Origin of the sequence: Bacillus sp. FSL W8-0519, from assembly GCF_038005585.1 — a bacterium.
In the GTDB taxonomy this organism is placed as follows: domain Bacteria; phylum Bacillota; class Bacilli; order Bacillales; family Bacillaceae_G; genus Bacillus_A; species Bacillus_A paranthracis.
Window position 1 is genome coordinate 1,584,845 of record NZ_JBBOTL010000001.1, and the last position, 17,574, is coordinate 1,602,418.

Genomic DNA, 17,574 nt, shown 5'->3' on the forward strand with positions numbered 1-17,574 from the left:
GTTATGAGAAAAAGATTCGTTCGATTTTCTTTTGTAGTACCGTATCTAAAGATTTGACAAATCCAGCAAATTCATCGGTAGAAATCATATGAGTAAGAACGAGTCGTCTGCCGTCTGGTGTTTCACCGCATAAGACGAACGAAGAAAATTCATATGTTTTATTTTCTACTACTAATTTTGGATAGGAATACGTGTCGCTCTTCTTCTTCTTTCCATCAATAGAGATGACGTTGCATTTTTTCTCATTGTTGTCCATGGTGAATCCCTCCTTTCTATTACTTATGGTAGACAAGGAGGGTTTAGAACAATAGAGAAGGGGGAATTTTTTATGACTGTTGTAATAGAACGTATTTCAAAAGAAGTTATACCGAAGTCTTTATTACTACTTGCTGATCCAAGTGAACAGCAAATTGGTGCATATGTACAAAGAGGATTAACATACGTAGCTAAGCAAGAGGATAATGTAATCGGTGTATATGTAATTTTGGAAACAAGGCCGAAGACGATGGAAATTATGAATATTGCGGTTGTAGAGCATTTGCAAGGAAAAGGGATTGGAAAGAAGCTAATAAGTCATGCTATAGAAACTGCTAAAGGATATGGTATGTCAAAACTTGAAGTTGGTACAGGCAATTCTAGTGTTTCACAACTTGCTTTCTATCAAAAATGTGGATTTCGTATTTTTTCTATTGATTTTGATTACTTTTCGAAGCATTATGAAGAAGAGATTATTGAAAATGGGATTGTATGCCGTGATATGATTCGGCTTGCAATGGAATTAAATCAGAACGTATAACTTATTTAGGGGGAAGAGAAGATGGAAGTACATAAAGCAATTACAGCACATTCTCGTAAACAAAATGAAAGTGTAAAAGCATGTTTACAATTAGATGCGCAGCGTGAAGCAGCTATTGAAGCAGCCGTATCTCTTGCGTCAAATGGGAAAGAATTTTCGGTTGATGTCATTAATGTTGTAACGAAGCAAATTAATGCTCTTGCAAAAAATGGTGTTACACTAGAGCGTAAATATGTTACAAAAGAAATGGTTATGGAGTATGTAAGTCGTTTGAAAGAGAAAGAAGGTCGTTAAAGATGTTAGTTACAGTCGAATGGTTACGTGAGCATATAGAAGATGAGAACGTCCGTATAATCGATTGTCGTTTTGATTTAGCGAATCCTAATTGGGGTAGAGAAAAGTATGAGGAGGAACATATTCCTCATGCATTATATTTTGATTTGAATGTAGATTTATCAAGTCCTATAACAGAACATGGTGGTCGCCACCCGTTACCAAATATTGAGGAGTTTGCAGACAAGCTGTCGCGAGCTGGTATTGATGAACATACGACAGTGATTGCATATGACAGTGAAGCGGGTGCAAATGCTTCTCGTCTTTGGTGGTTATTAAACTATGTAGGACATGAGAAAGTATATATATTAGATGGTGGATTTCCAGCATGGAAAGAGAATGGACTACCGGTAACAACAGAAATTTCTGTTGCTAAACGAAAAGCATTCAAAGAAAATATACAAAATCATATGCTTGTAACGATGGAAACGGTGAGAGAGAATATCTATGCAGGTGCAGATGTTACGTTAATTGATTCTAGAGAGCCAAAACGTTATGCTGGTGTAGAGGAACTTGTTGATCCGAAAGCAGGACACATTCCAACAGCAGTAAATTATTTTTGGAAGGATGGAATGCTGCAATCAGGACAATTTAAGAATGAAGCTCAGCAACAAGAACGATTCCAAAATCTTTCGAAAGATAAGGAAACAATTGTATATTGTGGTTCTGGTGTTACAGCATGTCCAAATATCGTTGCATTGAAATTAGCTGGATTCCAAAATGTTAAATTGTATGCAGGTAGCTGGAGTGATTGGATTTCTTATCCAGAAAATCAAATTGCAAAAGAAGAAGATTAATCACTTGCATGCAAAAATAATTTGTATTAAAATAAGGTCACAAGCAAGAGATTGCTCGAAAAACTTTGTATTTTACACATTGGAAACAATGTGATAATATAACGACAAGTAAATAATACATCCTGCGGTGTACGTAACTTATTTATGTCTAAAACCGATGTTAGTTATACGGAAGCTCAATATTTAGTGACCATCATCAAGCCTTCCTTGTGGAGGAAGATGTACGGTAACTGTGAGGGCATCCACCTGCGAGTAGCGGGTTTTTGGACATTTACGAGGAGCGGCACGTGCGGGGGTCTTATTTCAACTAACATTATATAAAATTCCTACGGTGTACGTAGCTTATGCATGTCTTAAACCAATAAGTTTAATATGGAAGTTCAATATTTAAATGTAGCTAACATGCCATCTTTTTAAGAAGGAAGTTACAAACATTTGTGAGAGCATCCACCTGTGAGAGCAGGTTTATGGACATCTAGAGAGAACGGCATATGTGGGGCTATATAAAAACCTTACGTTTTATACGTAAGGTTTTTTTGTTGTATACATATATCCATGTTATCTTGATTCACCTGTGAAGTTTCCGTAATAAATGTAGCACTTTCTGTCTTCATCAATTTCTCTTGAATCTAAAGTAAATTCCATATGCATGCCGTCTTGTTGAATATATATAATATCTGAATGCAGATATGGCAAGATTTCTTCATAGTTCCATACATCTTTACTTTCAATCAAGTTTGAACTTGTATCCTTTAGCTCTCTAATTTCAAAACCGATGTGGAAGTAAGTAGGATCTGAAGGATCGTTAGAGAAAGTTTCTTGTTGAATATATATAACTACTGTTCCATCTGGATCTACTGAAGTTGCAGTAACAACATATGTATTTTTATCTTTTATAAAATATTCACAAGTCATGCGTGCGATAATTTCAGAATTAGAAATATTTGTGTAATTCCATAAAGCAGGATACCCTTTTGTTTCATCATTAAGTCGATATTCTAAGCGCATTTCATCCCTCTTCTTCCTTTTTCTTCTACTTTATCATGGCTTCTTATATAATAGAAATATATTTTATAAAGGGGAGTGCGAAGGTGACAAAAACGAAATGGCTAGTAGGTGGTGTCGTAACGTCTTTAATGACTGGCACCTTATTTGGCTGCGCACAAGATTTACCCCCAAAACCGAATGATAAAAGTTGTGCAGATTGGGATTGGGATGATGAACTTGGGGTATGGCAGTGTGATGATAGTAGTTCAGGTTATCGTGGACATTATTTCTATGGCGGAACATACTATCAAAATAAATCCACTTTTAAAAATTCATCGGCATTTAAATCGTATCAATCGTCTGCGGAATTTAAAGATGGAATTGGAAGCGGTTCAAAGGGAGGATTTGGGGGCTAACATATGTCGCAATACATAAGGGATCGAAAAGAGTTTTATTCAAAATATCAGGATTTCTGGTCGGATTTATATGAATGTGAGTATAGTTTGTTTCATGTTTTTCCTATAACAAATGAGACTATGAAACAATTACAAGTTGCAACTGAACGAATGGGGAAAATATTTTTTAAGACTGCTAGACTTTTGCGTAATTTAAGTGACGAACAGCTTCTTGAACTTGGATTTCCCCCCGCAAGCTTATCGTTCATTAGAATGAAAGGATTATATCCTGAATCTGTTATTTCACGATTTGATTTCGTTTTAACAGGCGATAACCAAATGAAAATGCTTGAGTTTAATAGTGATACACCTACCTTTATTATGGAATGCTTTCAAATGAATGGGGAAGTTTGTAAAAAGCTAGGTTATGATGATCCAAACTTAGGCCAAGAGCGATTGCTATCCTCTGGTGTTACAAAAGCTGTAATGGAAGCGACAAAGGGAATAGACAACCCAAATGTTGTTTTTACAGCGCATCATGAGCATATTGAGGATTGGAATACGACTATGTATTTAAGTCAGTTATGCCGTGTTGAAAATAAAGTCGTGCCAATGTCAGAACTTAGAATTACAAAAGATTCTTTAGTGGATAGGGATGGAGTGCAAATTGATGTTTTATATCGTCAAACATATCCGATAGAAGATTTAATTGAGGATCAAGATCCTGAAACAGGGGATTTGGTAGGTGTGGAGTTGTTGCAACTCGTAAAAGCCGGAAAGCTGTTTATTATAAATCCTTTGTCAGCATTTTTACTTCAGCCTAAATCAGTTCAGTGTCTTATTTGGGGATTAGCAGAAGAAGAGGTCTTTTATACAAATGAGGAACGACAGTGGATTAAAGAATATATGTTACCTACATATTTAGAACCAGATTTATTTTTAGGAAAAGGTTCTTTCGTTCAAAAACCTTCATTTGGTAGAGAGGGAGACACGATTACCATTCGTGATAAGGACGAAAATATTATGATTCAAAATGCACACCAAACGTATAAAGCGTCACTGCCGATATTTCAAAAGTATACAGAACTTCCAGTCGTATCTTTGGAAACAGAGAAAGGGATGGAGAAACTGTCGTATGTGTTTGGTTCGTTTTTAATTGCAGGAAAAGCAAGTAGTATCGGTATTCGTGCTGGTGAAAAAATTACGGGGAATGAATCGTACTATTTACCAGTAGGTATAAAAAAGGAGGAAGTATATGATTAATTTTTTATTATATTTAGCAGTAACACTTGGTCTTTTATGCATAGGTCTTTTCCTGATGGAAGTGACAACGAAAGTAAAAGAATTTAAGTTAATGGCTCAAGGGAATAAGGCAGTAAGCTATGTACTTGGAGGGCGATTACTTGGGTTAGCTATTGTTTTATATTCAACAGCAGCTAATTCCATTTCACTTCTTGATATGGTTTCGTGGGGAGCGGTTGGGATTTTGGCTCAAATTATCGTCTTTTATTTAGCTGAGTGGCTTACACCACGCTTTAATATAAATAAAAGTCTTGAAGAAGATAATCAAGCGGTCGGTCTTTTTCTTATGTTTTTATCGCTTTCAATTGGGATTGTAATTGCTGGTTGTATAACTTATTAAAAACTTTACGTTTAAACGTAAGGTTTTTATTTTTACTAATTTTAAAATATGTGCTTCATTCATTTGATACGTAGAAAGAGAAATAGTATGTATATGAGAGGAAGTTGTTGTAATAAGGAAAAGATTCCATTCAAGGTGTTGACATCTATTTTAAATAAGAGTAACATTTTCTATGTAATAAAAATAAGTCTCTGTTAGGTGAGGCTCCTGTATAGAGAAATGCTACTGCCCAAAAATGTCGAGAGACGCCAATGGGTCAACAGGAATGATCGAATTAAGGTTTTTCTTAATGTAGCTGGTAATGTACCTATGCTATACAGTGCTAAAACTCGGCGAGGGAGAGGTCCGTAGATTTCTAATTGTATTAGGAATCGTTTATTTGTGTATGTCATGGCCTTTACTCTTTTCGGAGTAAGGGTCTTTTTGTTACAAAGCTATGAGTAATTTCATAGTATAAACTATAAAATAAAACGAGGAGGTGAGGAGCATGTCAAATTCTGACTCGGTTCCGTTACCCATATACTTCAAATCAAAAATATATGATGTAGGCAGGAAACGACTTGTTCCTCCCTCTATATTTATCATCATGTAGCGTTTATATGTATGTTTAGGCGCTAGACACTTTCACCGTAAAGTGGATAAATTGAGAAACAAAGCGTTTCTTCCTACGTTGTAAAGGAGGAGACGATAATATGTTATATGCAAACAAAACTGTGGGTAACACGTCATATAAATTAAACAAAAAATCAATGAAAGAACAAACGATGCTTCAAAAAAATAAAGATTTATTAATTGAAATCGCAACGAGAGATGTAAAATCTGTATTTGCGTATTTTAAAACAACAAGAGATGGATTATCTATGAAAGAGGCACAAAAACGTATTCAAGTATACGGCCGAAATGAATTAACTTCAAAAAGAGCTCGTATTGCAGAAGTGATGATGAAGCTAGGTGGAATGATCCCAGGTTTTTCAAAACAACATGTGAGAGATGGATTACAATGTGAGAAGATTACTGTGTCTCGAGTAGAATGTTCTAGTGTAACAGGTTTAAACGGTGAATTAAAAATGATGGATTTGCCAGTACAAGAGCTTGTTCCTGGAGATATGATTTTCCTTTCGGAAGGTGATACAGTACCAGCAGATGTACGTATCATTTATGCAAATGATCTATTAGTAAATGAATCTGTGCTAACAGGAAACGATGCGAGTATTGAGAAATTTGAAAGTTGCTATCATCTTGAACGCAAACGATTTATTCCTTTGAAAAGAATGAAAGACTATAATCCACTTGAACTTGAAAATGTATGTTTCAAAGGGACGTATATTGTTAGTGGAAATGCAAAAGCTGTAGTAGTTTCAACTGGGAAAAATACGTATACAGGGATTCTTCATACTTGTTGTAGTAAAACGTCTTAATGTGTAAATGATGCTAAATATACAAAAACAATGTATAATAGACAAAGTTGAAAAACGTAGAATGGTAATCTATTTATATAACCTTACGTGATGACGTGGGGTTATTATTTTTTTTGGTAGGAGAGGAATTATGAAAAAAGTATTATTAGTTGATGGTATGGCACTATTATTTCGTGCTTTTTATGCAACAAGTGTCTACGGGCAGTTTATGAAACGACAAGATGGTACCCCTACAAACGGGATTCATGGTTATATGAAACATTTATTAACGGCAATGCAAGCAATTGAACCGACACACATCGTAACATGCTGGGATATGGGAAGTACAACATTTAGAACAGAGTCGTTCTCAAATTATAAAGCGAATCGTGCAGCGCCACCTGAAGAATTAATTCCGCAATTTGATCTAGTGCAAGAAATGACTGCAAAATTATCTGTTCCAGTTATCGGCATGAAAGGGTATGAAGCGGATGATTGTATCGGTACACTAGCAAAACAATACTGCAATGAAGCGGAAGTTTATATTTTAACAGGTGATACGGATTTACTTCAACTTGTTGATAAGAACGTTACAGTTATGCTTCTGCGCAAAGGAATTGGAAATTACGAGTATTACACACCAGAGAAAATTATGGAAGAAAAAGGTGTAGAACCGTGGCAAATCGTGCATGCGAAAGCTTTCATGGGAGATACGAGCGATAATTACCCAGGTGTAAAAGGTATCGGTGAAAAAACAGCGTATAAGCTTATTCAAGAACATGGTACAGTAGCAACTGTACTAGAAAATATGGCATCATTAACGAAAGCGCAACGTACGAAGATCGAAAGTGATTTAGAGAATTTAAATATTTCATTACAATTAGCGCAAATTCATTGTGAAGTTCCAATTTCATGTTCACTAGAAGAAGGATTACACACAATAGATGAAGAAAAACTACGATTCGTTTGTGAAGAAATGAATTGGGGAAGACCTGAAATGTTAATCAATATGCTGTAAATAGTTTGGAAAGAAGGATGTTGCATAAGTCGAACTTAGACTAGGTGACACCTTCTTTTTTATTTTGAAAAAAAGAATTTTAGTAGATGAAAGTATATGGAATGCAGCTTAAAATATATAAATATTTCGACAAGGTAAATTGATATAAGATGATGCAAATGGCGATTTATGTAATTGAATGAAACGACTATAAAATTGTTTTAGGAGACTCTTTTTTGAGTGTTCACAAAGTTGTCAGAAAATAAACGGAATTTTCATATGAAGTTCAAATGGAATTCACAACAATCAATTATTATAAGAACAACCAGATAATTCTTTATCTTTTATATAAATCATCCCCCAAGGAGGACAATGAAAATGAGAAAAAAAGTGAGAAAATCTTTTAAACAATTATTAATTGAAAATAAACAATCACTATTAAATAATAAAGAAAATATGAAAGAAATTGAGGAACGAATTGAGAAACGACATGTAGCATATAGTGGTGCTAGTAATTAAATAAAATAAAAAAGATAGCCTATAAAGGCTATCTTTTTTATTTTATATTGGAAAAAATGCTATTCCTATCTTTAATTTTGTAAATATACAAGATATTTTTATAGTGCTTTTCTAGCAATCTTTTTCATTTTTCGAGGTTGAAATTGGTATATACCAATTAAAGGGATTGACTATTCATAATATTACAAAAAATGTTGCAATACATTAAAAATTACGCTATAAATCATTTTAATATGAAAAATTGGAATGAAAAGAAAGGAGAGGAATATGAATAATGGTGTCGCTTTGAAATGATTATTATCATTTCATTAGGAGTTGATATAAAGCGATGAATAGGTATGAAGAACTGGATTCAATTAGAGGGATTTCTTCATTAGTAGTAATGATTGGCCATCATTTAATGATTTTTTCAGTATTTCAAAATTACAGTTATGAAGATAATAAACTATTTGTTATGTATCTATTAAAAGAAACACCTGCTCGTCTTGTTTTTAGTAGTGGTAACGAATCTGTTATTATCTTTTTTGTTTTGAGTGGATTTGTTTTGTATGAATCTATTCAAAAAAATTATGATAGCTATAGGTCATTCCTTGTAAAGCGTATATGCAGAATTTATATTCCATATATCGTAGCGATACTTATAGCTATTTTATGCCAAACTACAATGAGTGAATATGGAATTTCTCATTTAAGTGAATGGTTTAATCGCTCATGGACGATTGAAAGTTCTTTAAGCCTAATCGTGCAGCATATATTATTGGTTGGGAAATATAATACAGATGCATATAACGGCGTAATTTGGTCACTTGTTCATGAAATGCGAATATCAATCATTTTCCCGTTAGTTTTGATGGTTTGTTTAAGAAAAACGTTGAGGGATTCGTTATTGACATTGTTTAGTTTTAGTATATGCTCTGTTGCGATATTATTTTTATTTCGCTCGAGTTTAACATTAACAAGCTATATGTTAACACCACATTACACGGTGCTATTTTTACTAGGAGCACTAGTTGCGAAGTATAAAAATAATGTAATAATTTTTTATAGTAATCGTACTAAAAATGAGAAAATTGCATGGTTTTTATTAGCGATTTTACTTTATATGTATGAAGGGCTTATCGGAGAAATTAAAGTGCTCAATAATTTTATATTGCGAGACTACGTAGTAGCGATAAGTGCATGTTTATTTGTCATATTAAGTCTATCAGTATCAACTTTGTCATCGTTGTTGCGTAATAAATACTTGTTATATTTGGGGAAGATTTCTTACAGTCTTTATTTATACCATATCATATCGTTATTTTCCCTTATATACATGCTTCATGAAATATTGCCGTTGCCTATTATTTTAATTTTTTCACTCGTTTTTTCGTTTATACTTGCGATGCTTTCGTATATATTTATAGAAAAATTTGCATTCAGAGTCGGAAAGTATGTAACAAAGCAAGCGAATAGAAAGAAGAAAGGGTTATCTGTAAAGAATGATGTTCAGAATATGAATCAGACAAAGGCGGTGAAATAATTGAAGCAAGAAATTAGTATGAAGGATTTTCAACAGTTATTGAAAAGAAGGATAGTAACAATTATTTTGACGATGTGCTGTTTAACTGTTTCTCTAATTCTTATCTCTATGTACGTATTAAAGCCTTCATATCAATATTCAACACAAATTCTCGTTGGGAATTTAGATGAGTTTAATAAGGAAAATTCAACAAATAAAACACAGGAAAATAAGCAACTGGTAACATCTTATGTTGATATATTAAAAAGTCCACTCATTATTTCAACAGTGAAAAAAACTTTGAAATTAGAGCAATCAAGTCATGAACTAGCACAAAAAATTTCAGTGGTGAATATGGACAACTCACAAATTGTTACTGTTACAGTAAAAGATTCGGATCCTATAATCGTAAAAGAAATTGTAAAGTCATTGGCAGAACAATCTCAAAAAAGCTTTCAACAGTATACGAATGTGCAGGGGGTAAAAATATTAACTGATCCTGAGTTACAGGAAAAAGCTGAAAAGTTGTTTCCGAAAATTCAACTTATCATTCCTATCTCTTTAATTGTTAGTTTTTTTGTTGGGATAGGTTTAGCCGTATTTCGAGATTATTTTGATGAACGTATATACGTGGAACAGGATTTAGAGAAGATAACAACAGTTCCTGTAATTGGTCACATAAATATGGAACCGAAAAGAAAAAAGGAATCTACAGAAGTTGATCCGCAATCAGCTATATATCGAGGTGAACATGTCGATGTTTAAAACAAAGAAACAGCTTTTATTTAATCCGCATGATGCTCTAATGAAAGAGCAGTTTTATACTGTATATCACGAGTTGAAAAAAACAGGAAAACAAGTATTCACAGTTATTTCAACGAAGGATAGAGGCGTTGTTGCTCAGCTTATAGTAAATATAGGGCTAGTGTTTGCAGAAATGAAAAAAAAGGTGTTACTTATCGATGTGAATTTTTCTGATCCTAAACTACATCTACTATTACAAAGTAATCATACGAAAACAGTGAATGATATAATAAGCGATTTCACCTGTAGTTATGAATCTTTTTCTAGTAATTTATCTAAATACTTATATTGTATTCCTGCCAAAAAAACAGTACACACCGGAACGACTTTAGTTTCTATGGATGAATTTGATCGTGCAATTGCGAAGTGGAGAGAAGATTTTGATTATATTCTCTTGTATTCTTCTGAAGTATTTGAGCTTCCTGTTACGCACATTAGTGCAGGGAAATGCGATGGAGTGATCTTAGCAGTCAAAAAGCGAAAAGATTCCCTACGTACCGTGCAAAAAGCAATAACTGATATAAAAAAGAAAGAATGTGAATTAATGGGTATAGTTTTATATTCTTGAATGTGGGGGTAACGAACTATGATTCGTGAAACAAATCAAGCCAAGTTGTATGCGATTCCGGCCCAAGAAAAGACCAGTATTTTGAATCGAAGTATAAAGCGCTTGTTTGATATTACATTTTCACTCATATTGTTACTAGTAACGCTACCAATTATGTTGTTCTTTTGTATTATGATTGCTTTCGAAACAGCAGGAGCTCCAATCTATTTTCAAGAACGTTTAGGTATTAATGGGAAGAAATTTAATGTATTTAAATTAAGGTCGATGGTAAAAGAGGCTGAAATAAATGGACCACAATGGGCAGATGAAAATGATTCAAGAATTACTAAAGTTGGATCATTTATAAGAAAAACGAGAATTGATGAGTTACCGCAACTTTTAAATATTTTAAAAGGTGATATGTCTTTTGTGGGACCTAGACCAGAGAGAGAGTATTTTTATAAACAATTTGATACGTATATTCCAGAATTCAAAGACCGCTTAATCGTGAAACCAGGGTTAACAGGATGGGCACAAATAAATGGAGGGTATAATCTTGATGCAAAAGAAAAATTGAAGTTGGACATAGAGTATATTGAAATGAAAACGATCAGGATGGATATTCGTATTTTATGTAAAACTGTTTTAATTGTATTGAACGGTAATGGTGCAAGATAAATATATGTAAGTAGGCTAGGTTGCTTGCAAAGGAGAGCAGGTATGGGTAAATCTATTTTAAATAATATTATCCATCTATTTTATAGCACGATTTTAGCTAATCTTTTTCAGGCTGTAAGTTTAATTGCTTTAGCAAATTTTTTTAATGCACAACATTATGGAATGTTTAGTGTTGCCATAGCAGTGACGTTTGTTATGTTATTTTTCACAGATTTAGGACTTACTAACACGTTTCTTCGAGAAGGGGCAAAAGATGGAGTAGACTTAGGGAAGATTTTATTGTCGTATATAAAAATAAGGATGATCCTACTTATTTTTATTTCTATAATCGGTTATATTGCTATTCATTATATGTATGCGGATAGAAATGTAATTTACATGATGATAAACGTAATGTTTTTCATGTTAATAGGATTAACTTTCCAAAATATAGGGATTGCCTACTTTCAGTTGATGGAACGAATGAAGTATATAGCACTTATTAAAGTTGTATCAGCGTCAGTTGTTATCATCATTACATGTTTTTGTATTTTCGGAGAGTTACCGGTGTATGTAACAGCTCGTTTATATGCTTTTGGGTATATGATCGGTGGTTTGTTCAGCATATATATCATGAGAAAAAAGACGAAAATGAATATGAAAGTCGTAATCCATAAAGCATTATTTTGGCAATTAACACCTTTTATTATTAGCGGTTTTTTAATAATGAGCACCCCGCAATTAGCGCCTATCTTACTTAACTATACATTGCCACTAAGTATGGTCGGTGTTTTTGCAGTGGCGTACCGGATGCCAGCAGCTTTATATCAAGTGCCAGGGGTAATTGCAGGTGCGTTTTACCCAGTGCTTTTTAAGCATTATAATCAAAAAAATTTAGAAGAGCATACGAAATTAAACTTACTTCAAATAAAATCAATGGCGATTGTGGGAGTCTGTATGACAATCGGTTTATATCATTTAGCACCATACTTTATTTCTATATTTTTTTATGAGGAATGGAGCAATGCAGTAGAGCCACTCCAAATATTATCCTTTCTCATTGTGCTACAAAGTTTAAATATTGCTATAGCTGACGGCTTAACAACGAGTGGACGTCAAAATAAAAGAACGGTTGTGCAATGTATAGCATTAGTGATAGGTGGGATTATGCTTTATAGTTTTAGTAGTATTGGTGGAGTGATAGGAGCGGCTTATGCTATGGTTTTATTTGAAATTGTAGCTTTAGTTGGGTATATAGCAGTAAGTGTAGTGAGGAAGAAAATTGTATTCCAAATTGTCATACCTTATACAATTTATTTTGGCGTAACTTTTATTGGGGTGCAATATATGTTGCATACATATCATTTCATTGCGCTCGTTCTGAATACGTTAATCGTAGTAGTTGGTATATTCCTATATGATTATGAGCTGAAAAAACTTCTTTTTTCGTTTATAACAAAAACACGCAAAAAGGATTATATTACGAAACAGGGGATATAGCATATGGAAAATAATATGAAAATGTCGATGAAATGGATTATGCTTCTAATATTATTTGTCATGTTAAGTAAATACAATATATATATTGGATTTTCGTTGAAGATCTATATGATTTTTTTAGTCATATATTTTTGTTTAACAATTAAAAACTTCCATATCCAAAAGCTATATTTTCATGAAGTTGTATTTTTACTATTTTATTTCATCTATTGTTTGAGTGGAATTCTTTCTATATATTTACATGCTAGCATTCGTATGATTTTTGGTGTGTTACTTGTTTTAGGTTGTTATTTTATAATGAGAAATTTATTAGGAAATATTGAAATAGCAACACTTGAATCATCTATTTTTTATGTAGGATTTATATTTAATATTGTAAGCTTAATACTTTATATAGTTGGTTTACAGCACTTTGGGTTATACGGTGGAGAAGAAAGAGAAATTTTTGCCGGACTATTAGTTGATAGAGGATATCCAAGATTAATTGGTTTGCTAGATGATCCTAACATTTTTATTTTTTATAATACAATATTTTTTATGTATTATATGACAAATTTACATAATATGACGAACATTTTAGGATTGATTTTATGTGTTACGACAAGTTTATTAACTTTTTCAAGGGGAGGAATATTAGCGCTTGTGCTTGTCATTTTTGTATATGTATGTACTTCTAGTTTTGCAAAAAAAATAAAAATAATGATGAGTTTACTATTGTTTGGTGTAGTGATCTTTAGTTTATCTAATAGTGTAATGGGTGGCCAATTGGATGACATATTGAATAAACGAATTTCTGATTTTTCGCATGATAATGGAAGTGGCAGATTTACATTATGGGAAGCAGCTTTTAAATATTATTTATCTAATCCATATATCGGAATCGGTGCGTTTAATTTTTCGAATTATTATGAATTTCAATTTAATGAAAAATTATATGTGCACAATACATTTTTAGAAATTTTATCTGAATCGGGTACAATTGGTTTTCTTTTATATAGCGCTTTTTTATTTGTATTAATGTTCAAGTTAACGCAGTATACTTTGTTTCGTGAAAAACCGTATCTTTTATTGACTATGGTTGCATTTTTATTTCAGATGATCTCATTGTCACTCATTATTAACGAAGCGTTCTTTTTATTTTTAGCAATTGTTGTGAAGTACATTTCAATATATGAAGGAAGGGGAAAGATAGATGGTAAAATGTCTATCAGCACATAATGAGGCGCCTCATGTTTCTGTAATAACACCTTCTTATAATAGTATACGATTTATAGGTGAGACGATTTTATCAGTACAAAATCAATCATATGAAAATTGGGAAATGATTATCGTTGATGACGCTTCAACTGACCAATCTGCTGCAAAAATTAAAGAGATAATAGAAGGGGACTCGCGTATTAGGCTAATATCGTTAAAAGAAAATGTTGGTGCTGCGAAAGCTCGGAATTTAGCGATTGAAGAGGCGAGAGGAAGATATATTGCTTTTTTAGATAGCGATGATATATGGTTGCCAAATAAATTGAAGACGCAATTGTTATTTATGGAAGAAATGAATGCGGCCTTTTCATATACATCGTATAGTTTAATTGATGAAAACGGTAACGGACTAAATCGAGAAGTGAATGTACCAAAATTTGTTGACTATCATCGTTTGGCAGGAAATACAATTATCGGTTGTTTAACAGTAATGATTGATCAGGAAAAAATTTCGCATATTGAAATGCCTAATGTACAGCCGGAAGATACAGCACTATGGCTAAACTTATTACATGAAGGGCATGAAGCGAAAGGAATACAGCAAGTGTTAGCGAAGTATAGAATTGTAGAGAATTCTGTTTCGAGAAATAAAATGAGAGCGGCTTTTCGGTATTGGAAATTATTAAAGGAACAAAAACGATTGAATGCAGTGCAAATTTTTTACTATTTTAGTAAGTATGCTTTTCATGCCTATAGAAAAAATAAAATCAATGTAGTTGGGAAGACGCAATTATGAATATATTGTTGATGACAGACAAATTGATAACTGGAGGAGCTGAAAGTTATTTCTGTAAATTGGAAAGCAATTTGCGTGATGAGAACTTTACAGTTTATACAGCTGCAGGTGATGGAGAACTATATGAATCTCTTACTAGAAAAGAAAATTTCATGTTGCTTAGTCGATGGAATCATTTGAGAAATATGTATTACTTGCGAAGAGAAATTTGTGATCGAAAGATAGAAATTATTCATGCAAATAGTTTACGAATGGTTTTATATTCATTTCTACTTCAAAAGTCTATGAAAAAAAAGATAAAAGTCGTGTATACGAAACATAATGTAACGATATTAGAAAAGAAAATGCCAATTCTTTTTCGTTATTTCATGAATAAATATGTGAACAATATTATTACAGTAAGTGAGTTTGAAAAAAATAATTTAATTTCAATGCATGTAGCTGCAGAAAAAATAAAGACGATTTATAATGGTGTGGATATTGAAAAGTTTTTATTTCGGCAGAAAAAGACAGAATCTACTTATCATGTAGGGATATTAGCCAGATTATCCAAAGAAAAAAACCATCGACTATTTGTAAAAATTGCAAATGTGTTGAGAAAGAGAGATGATTTTAAGTTTTATATTGCTGGTGATGGACCAGAGAAAGAGTCTATTATGAAAGAAATAGAAAAGTATGGATTGCAGCAAAATGTAAAGATGTTAGGGAATATTTCGGAACCACATAGATTTATAGGGAATATGGATGCCCTACTTTTATTATCTTTTCGTGAAGTGTTTCCGATGGTGGTAATTGAAGCGATGGCCACAGGAACACCAATTATTTCAATAGATGTCGGCGGAATAAATGAAGCAGTAATAGATGGAGAATCAGGTGTTTTGATATCTGAATATTGCGAATCAGGATTTGTAAGTGCGCTTGAGGAACTAAAAGAGAATGAAGAAAAGGTGAATGGTATTAGACTGAAAGCACGAGAGAAAGCAGAGAGATATTTCTCGTTAACCAAAATGATAGAAGAAACGAAAGATTTATATGAATTAAACAAATGACTGTAGAAGTCGTTTGTTTTTTTTATTATAGAAACTTTTAAGATAAAACTCACATATTATATGAAAAAGGTAATATGAGGAGTGAATTTATTTTGTCAGAATATATTTCTTCCCAAGAAGATTGTGCACCAGAAAATAGCGTTCATATTGATTGTTTTGGAGCAGTTCCAAACTCGGGAAATGATAGTTCATTAGCAATTCAGCAAGCTATAAATTATTGTGTAGCGAATCGAATTTCGACGGTTAGAATTACAGGGGTAAATACGTACAAAATTGTAAAGCCGGTTGTTGTTAAATCAAATGTAAGGTTAGAGCTAGATCCTACTGTAACACTACAAATCGATGGAGATTTTAATGCGTTCGAATTGCAACAAAATGCGTCTATAACAGGTGGTACAGTTCAAGTTATAAATCCACTGTTTCAATCTGCAGTTATTTATGTTTCCGGTTCACAACAAATAGAAGTTCCTAATCACTCTCTTATATCAAATATAAATATAATAAATGCAACGTCGTCATATAAAGGAAAGGCTATACACTTTTATTGTCAAAAAGCATGGGACTATATTAGTTTTTTTCAAGTCAACTTTATTCAAATTAAAAACTTTCAAACTGCAATACATTTAAAGACAGAATTTATAGATGATATAAATACCCCTTGCTGGATTAATGCAAATGTATTTCAATCTATATTTATTGATGGATGTCAGTATGGGATAGAAGTAGATGGAAATAGTGATTTGCCAAATGAAAGTTCAGGTAATACATTTCATGATATTCAAGTACAATGTAGACAGCAAACGAAAAAAGTAATTCGTTGTACGGGCGCTTATAATACATTTGATTGTATGATCTGGGATACGTACCGGATGAGTAGCGAACAGATTGTCATTGAATTTTCTTCTAATTCGCATCGTAACTACCTTTTTTCGAATTTACTTTCCACAACTATTGTAGATAAAGGACAATACAATGTTTGTAAGTCTACCTATGAAGAATCTCTTCGGATTCAGTTGCCGATTACGTTAAATAAACCACATTTAATAGGGAACCAAGATGATATATTAGTAAATGCTCAGCAGAAGTATACTGTTAAGCAAGTAAGTGGGAAATTGCCTTACGGGGGGAATCTTGCAAATTGTTTTAATTTAATAGATGAACAAAGTGTAAACTATATCGATGTTCCGGATAGTAATCCAGTTGTGATTGAATTAGATTTTACGAAAAATCCAATCCAAATGTTGAATTGTTTTGGCATGTATTTTGGATGGGGAGAGAGCCCGAAGAAAATTAAAATTGAGTATGCATTAAGTGCAACTGGAAATTGGGTTGTTGCATCGGATGTTCCATTAAATGTAGGCGACACAATTATATCGAATATGAAGGCGAGTCAACTATATAAAGCGAGAATTACACTGAGTGGTTATGTTCAAGACCATAAACGTTTTCGAATTAATCGTATATTTGCGAGATCTTCTATGGAAAATGGGAATGCTTGGTTAGCAACAACAGGCGGAAGAATGTTTGGAGATATTGAAATAGAAGCAAGTAAAGGTATCATTATGAAGACTGTTAGTGGAGCGAAATGGAAAGTAACAATTAATGAGGCAGGTCAACTTATTACGACTAAATTAACTTGAGATGATGCTCGGTTATAAAT

At 32.9% G+C, this 17,574-nt stretch carries 20 protein-coding genes, 2 other RNA genes and 1 riboswitch; of the genes, 20 read left to right on the plus strand and 2 right to left on the minus strand.

What is annotated here, in order from left to right; genetic code table 11:
• Nucleotide 1: 1 nt before the first annotated feature.
• Nucleotides 2-256: a DUF3931 domain-containing protein gene (locus tag NST14_RS08295; protein WP_000369740.1), complete on the minus strand. Its 255-nt coding sequence runs from the start codon at nt 254-256 to the stop codon at nt 2-4.
• A 72-nt stretch (nt 257-328) separates the two neighbouring features.
• Here NST14_RS08295 and NST14_RS08300 point away from each other — a divergent pair, with 72 nt between their 5' ends.
• The 5 genes from NST14_RS08300 (at nt 329) to ssrS (NST14_RS08320) (ending at nt 2,430) form a co-directional block, all read left to right on the plus strand.
• A complete protein-coding gene (locus NST14_RS08300; protein WP_000219278.1) occupies nt 329-796 on the plus strand; it encodes a GNAT family N-acetyltransferase in 468 nt (155 codons plus the stop codon).
• Nucleotides 797-817: 21 nt separating this feature from the next.
• Nucleotides 818-1,090 carry a YpbS family protein gene (locus NST14_RS08305; protein ID WP_000451811.1) on the plus strand — a complete coding sequence of 91 codons (273 nt, stop codon included), beginning with the start codon at nt 818-820 and terminating at the stop codon, nt 1,088-1,090.
• Nucleotides 1,091-1,092: 2 nt separating this feature from the next.
• Nucleotides 1,093-1,926 carry a sulfurtransferase gene (locus tag NST14_RS08310; RefSeq protein ID WP_000961784.1) on the plus strand — a complete coding sequence of 278 codons (834 nt, stop codon included), beginning with the start codon at nt 1,093-1,095 and terminating at the stop codon, nt 1,924-1,926.
• 116 nt (nt 1,927-2,042) lie between these two features.
• Nucleotides 2,043-2,225: non-coding RNA, 6S RNA (ssrS, locus tag NST14_RS08315), on the plus strand.
• A 21-nt stretch (nt 2,226-2,246) separates the two neighbouring features.
• Nucleotides 2,247-2,430, plus strand: a non-coding RNA gene (ssrS, locus tag NST14_RS08320) — 6S RNA.
• Between the two features lie 54 nt (nt 2,431-2,484).
• Here the strand turns inward: ssrS (NST14_RS08320) and NST14_RS08325 are convergent.
• On the minus strand, nt 2,485-2,934 hold the full coding sequence (locus NST14_RS08325) for a hypothetical protein (protein ID WP_229142945.1): 450 nt from the start codon (nt 2,932-2,934) through the stop codon (nt 2,485-2,487).
• 83 nt (nt 2,935-3,017) lie between these two features.
• Between NST14_RS08325 and NST14_RS08330 the strand changes: the two genes are divergently transcribed.
• The 15 genes from NST14_RS08330 (at nt 3,018) to NST14_RS08400 (ending at nt 17,554) form a co-directional block, all read left to right on the plus strand.
• Nucleotides 3,018-3,329: a hypothetical protein gene (locus NST14_RS08330; protein WP_229142946.1), complete on the plus strand. Its 312-nt coding sequence runs from the start codon at nt 3,018-3,020 to the stop codon at nt 3,327-3,329.
• 3 nt (nt 3,330-3,332) lie between these two features.
• On the plus strand, nt 3,333-4,571 hold the full coding sequence (locus NST14_RS08335; protein WP_000084961.1) for a glutathionylspermidine synthase family protein: 1,239 nt from the start codon (nt 3,333-3,335) through the stop codon (nt 4,569-4,571).
• The gene (locus NST14_RS08340) at nt 4,564-4,950 is read left to right on the plus strand and encodes a DUF350 domain-containing protein (RefSeq protein WP_000606860.1); all 387 of its coding nucleotides are present in this window, start codon (nt 4,564-4,566) and stop codon (nt 4,948-4,950) included. Before NST14_RS08335 ends, NST14_RS08340 begins: the two co-directional genes overlap by 8 nt.
• 183 nt (nt 4,951-5,133) lie before the next feature.
• Nucleotides 5,134-5,299: riboswitch (M-box (ykoK) riboswitch) on the plus strand.
• Nucleotides 5,300-5,642: 343 nt separating this feature from the next.
• Nucleotides 5,643-6,368 (plus strand): P-type ATPase, encoded by a 726-nt coding sequence (locus tag NST14_RS08345; RefSeq protein ID WP_229142947.1) that lies wholly within the window; start codon nt 5,643-5,645, stop codon nt 6,366-6,368.
• A gap of 130 nt (nt 6,369-6,498) precedes the next feature.
• A complete protein-coding gene (locus NST14_RS08350) occupies nt 6,499-7,365 on the plus strand; it encodes a 5'-3' exonuclease (protein ID WP_073541939.1) in 867 nt (288 codons plus the stop codon).
• A 357-nt stretch (nt 7,366-7,722) separates the two neighbouring features.
• Nucleotides 7,723-7,863, plus strand: a complete 141-nt coding sequence (locus NST14_RS08355; RefSeq protein WP_001228048.1) for an FbpB family small basic protein — start codon at nt 7,723-7,725, stop codon at nt 7,861-7,863.
• Between the two features lie 328 nt (nt 7,864-8,191).
• Complete coding sequence (locus NST14_RS08360; RefSeq protein ID WP_109630974.1) at nt 8,192-9,385, plus strand: acyltransferase family protein; 1,194 nt, start codon at nt 8,192-8,194, stop codon at nt 9,383-9,385.
• Nucleotides 9,386-10,129, plus strand: coding sequence for a YveK family protein (locus tag NST14_RS08365; protein WP_000806898.1), 744 nt, complete (start codon nt 9,386-9,388; stop codon nt 10,127-10,129).
• Nucleotides 10,116-10,736: a CpsD/CapB family tyrosine-protein kinase gene (locus tag NST14_RS08370; RefSeq protein ID WP_002163715.1), complete on the plus strand. Its 621-nt coding sequence runs from the start codon at nt 10,116-10,118 to the stop codon at nt 10,734-10,736. Before NST14_RS08365 ends, NST14_RS08370 begins: the two co-directional genes overlap by 14 nt.
• Before the next feature lie 18 nt (nt 10,737-10,754).
• Entirely contained in the window at nt 10,755-11,393 is a 639-nt protein-coding gene (locus NST14_RS08375) for a sugar transferase (RefSeq protein ID WP_000617630.1), read from the plus strand.
• 42 nt (nt 11,394-11,435) lie between these two features.
• Nucleotides 11,436-12,872, plus strand: a complete 1,437-nt coding sequence (locus tag NST14_RS08380) for an oligosaccharide flippase family protein (RefSeq protein ID WP_142385789.1) — start codon at nt 11,436-11,438, stop codon at nt 12,870-12,872.
• Between the two features lie 3 nt (nt 12,873-12,875).
• Nucleotides 12,876-14,090, plus strand: coding sequence for an O-antigen ligase family protein (locus NST14_RS08385; protein WP_229142948.1), 1,215 nt, complete (start codon nt 12,876-12,878; stop codon nt 14,088-14,090).
• Entirely contained in the window at nt 14,065-14,865 is an 801-nt protein-coding gene (locus NST14_RS08390) for a glycosyltransferase family 2 protein (protein ID WP_229142949.1), read from the plus strand. The genes NST14_RS08385 and NST14_RS08390 overlap by 26 nt, the downstream gene beginning before the upstream one ends.
• Entirely contained in the window at nt 14,862-15,914 is a 1,053-nt protein-coding gene (locus tag NST14_RS08395) for a glycosyltransferase family 4 protein (protein WP_229142950.1), read from the plus strand. The genes NST14_RS08390 and NST14_RS08395 overlap by 4 nt, the downstream gene beginning before the upstream one ends.
• A 92-nt stretch (nt 15,915-16,006) precedes the next feature.
• Entirely contained in the window at nt 16,007-17,554 is a 1,548-nt protein-coding gene (locus tag NST14_RS08400) for a hypothetical protein (protein WP_070805642.1), read from the plus strand.
• The last annotated feature ends 20 nt before the right edge of the window (nt 17,555-17,574 follow it).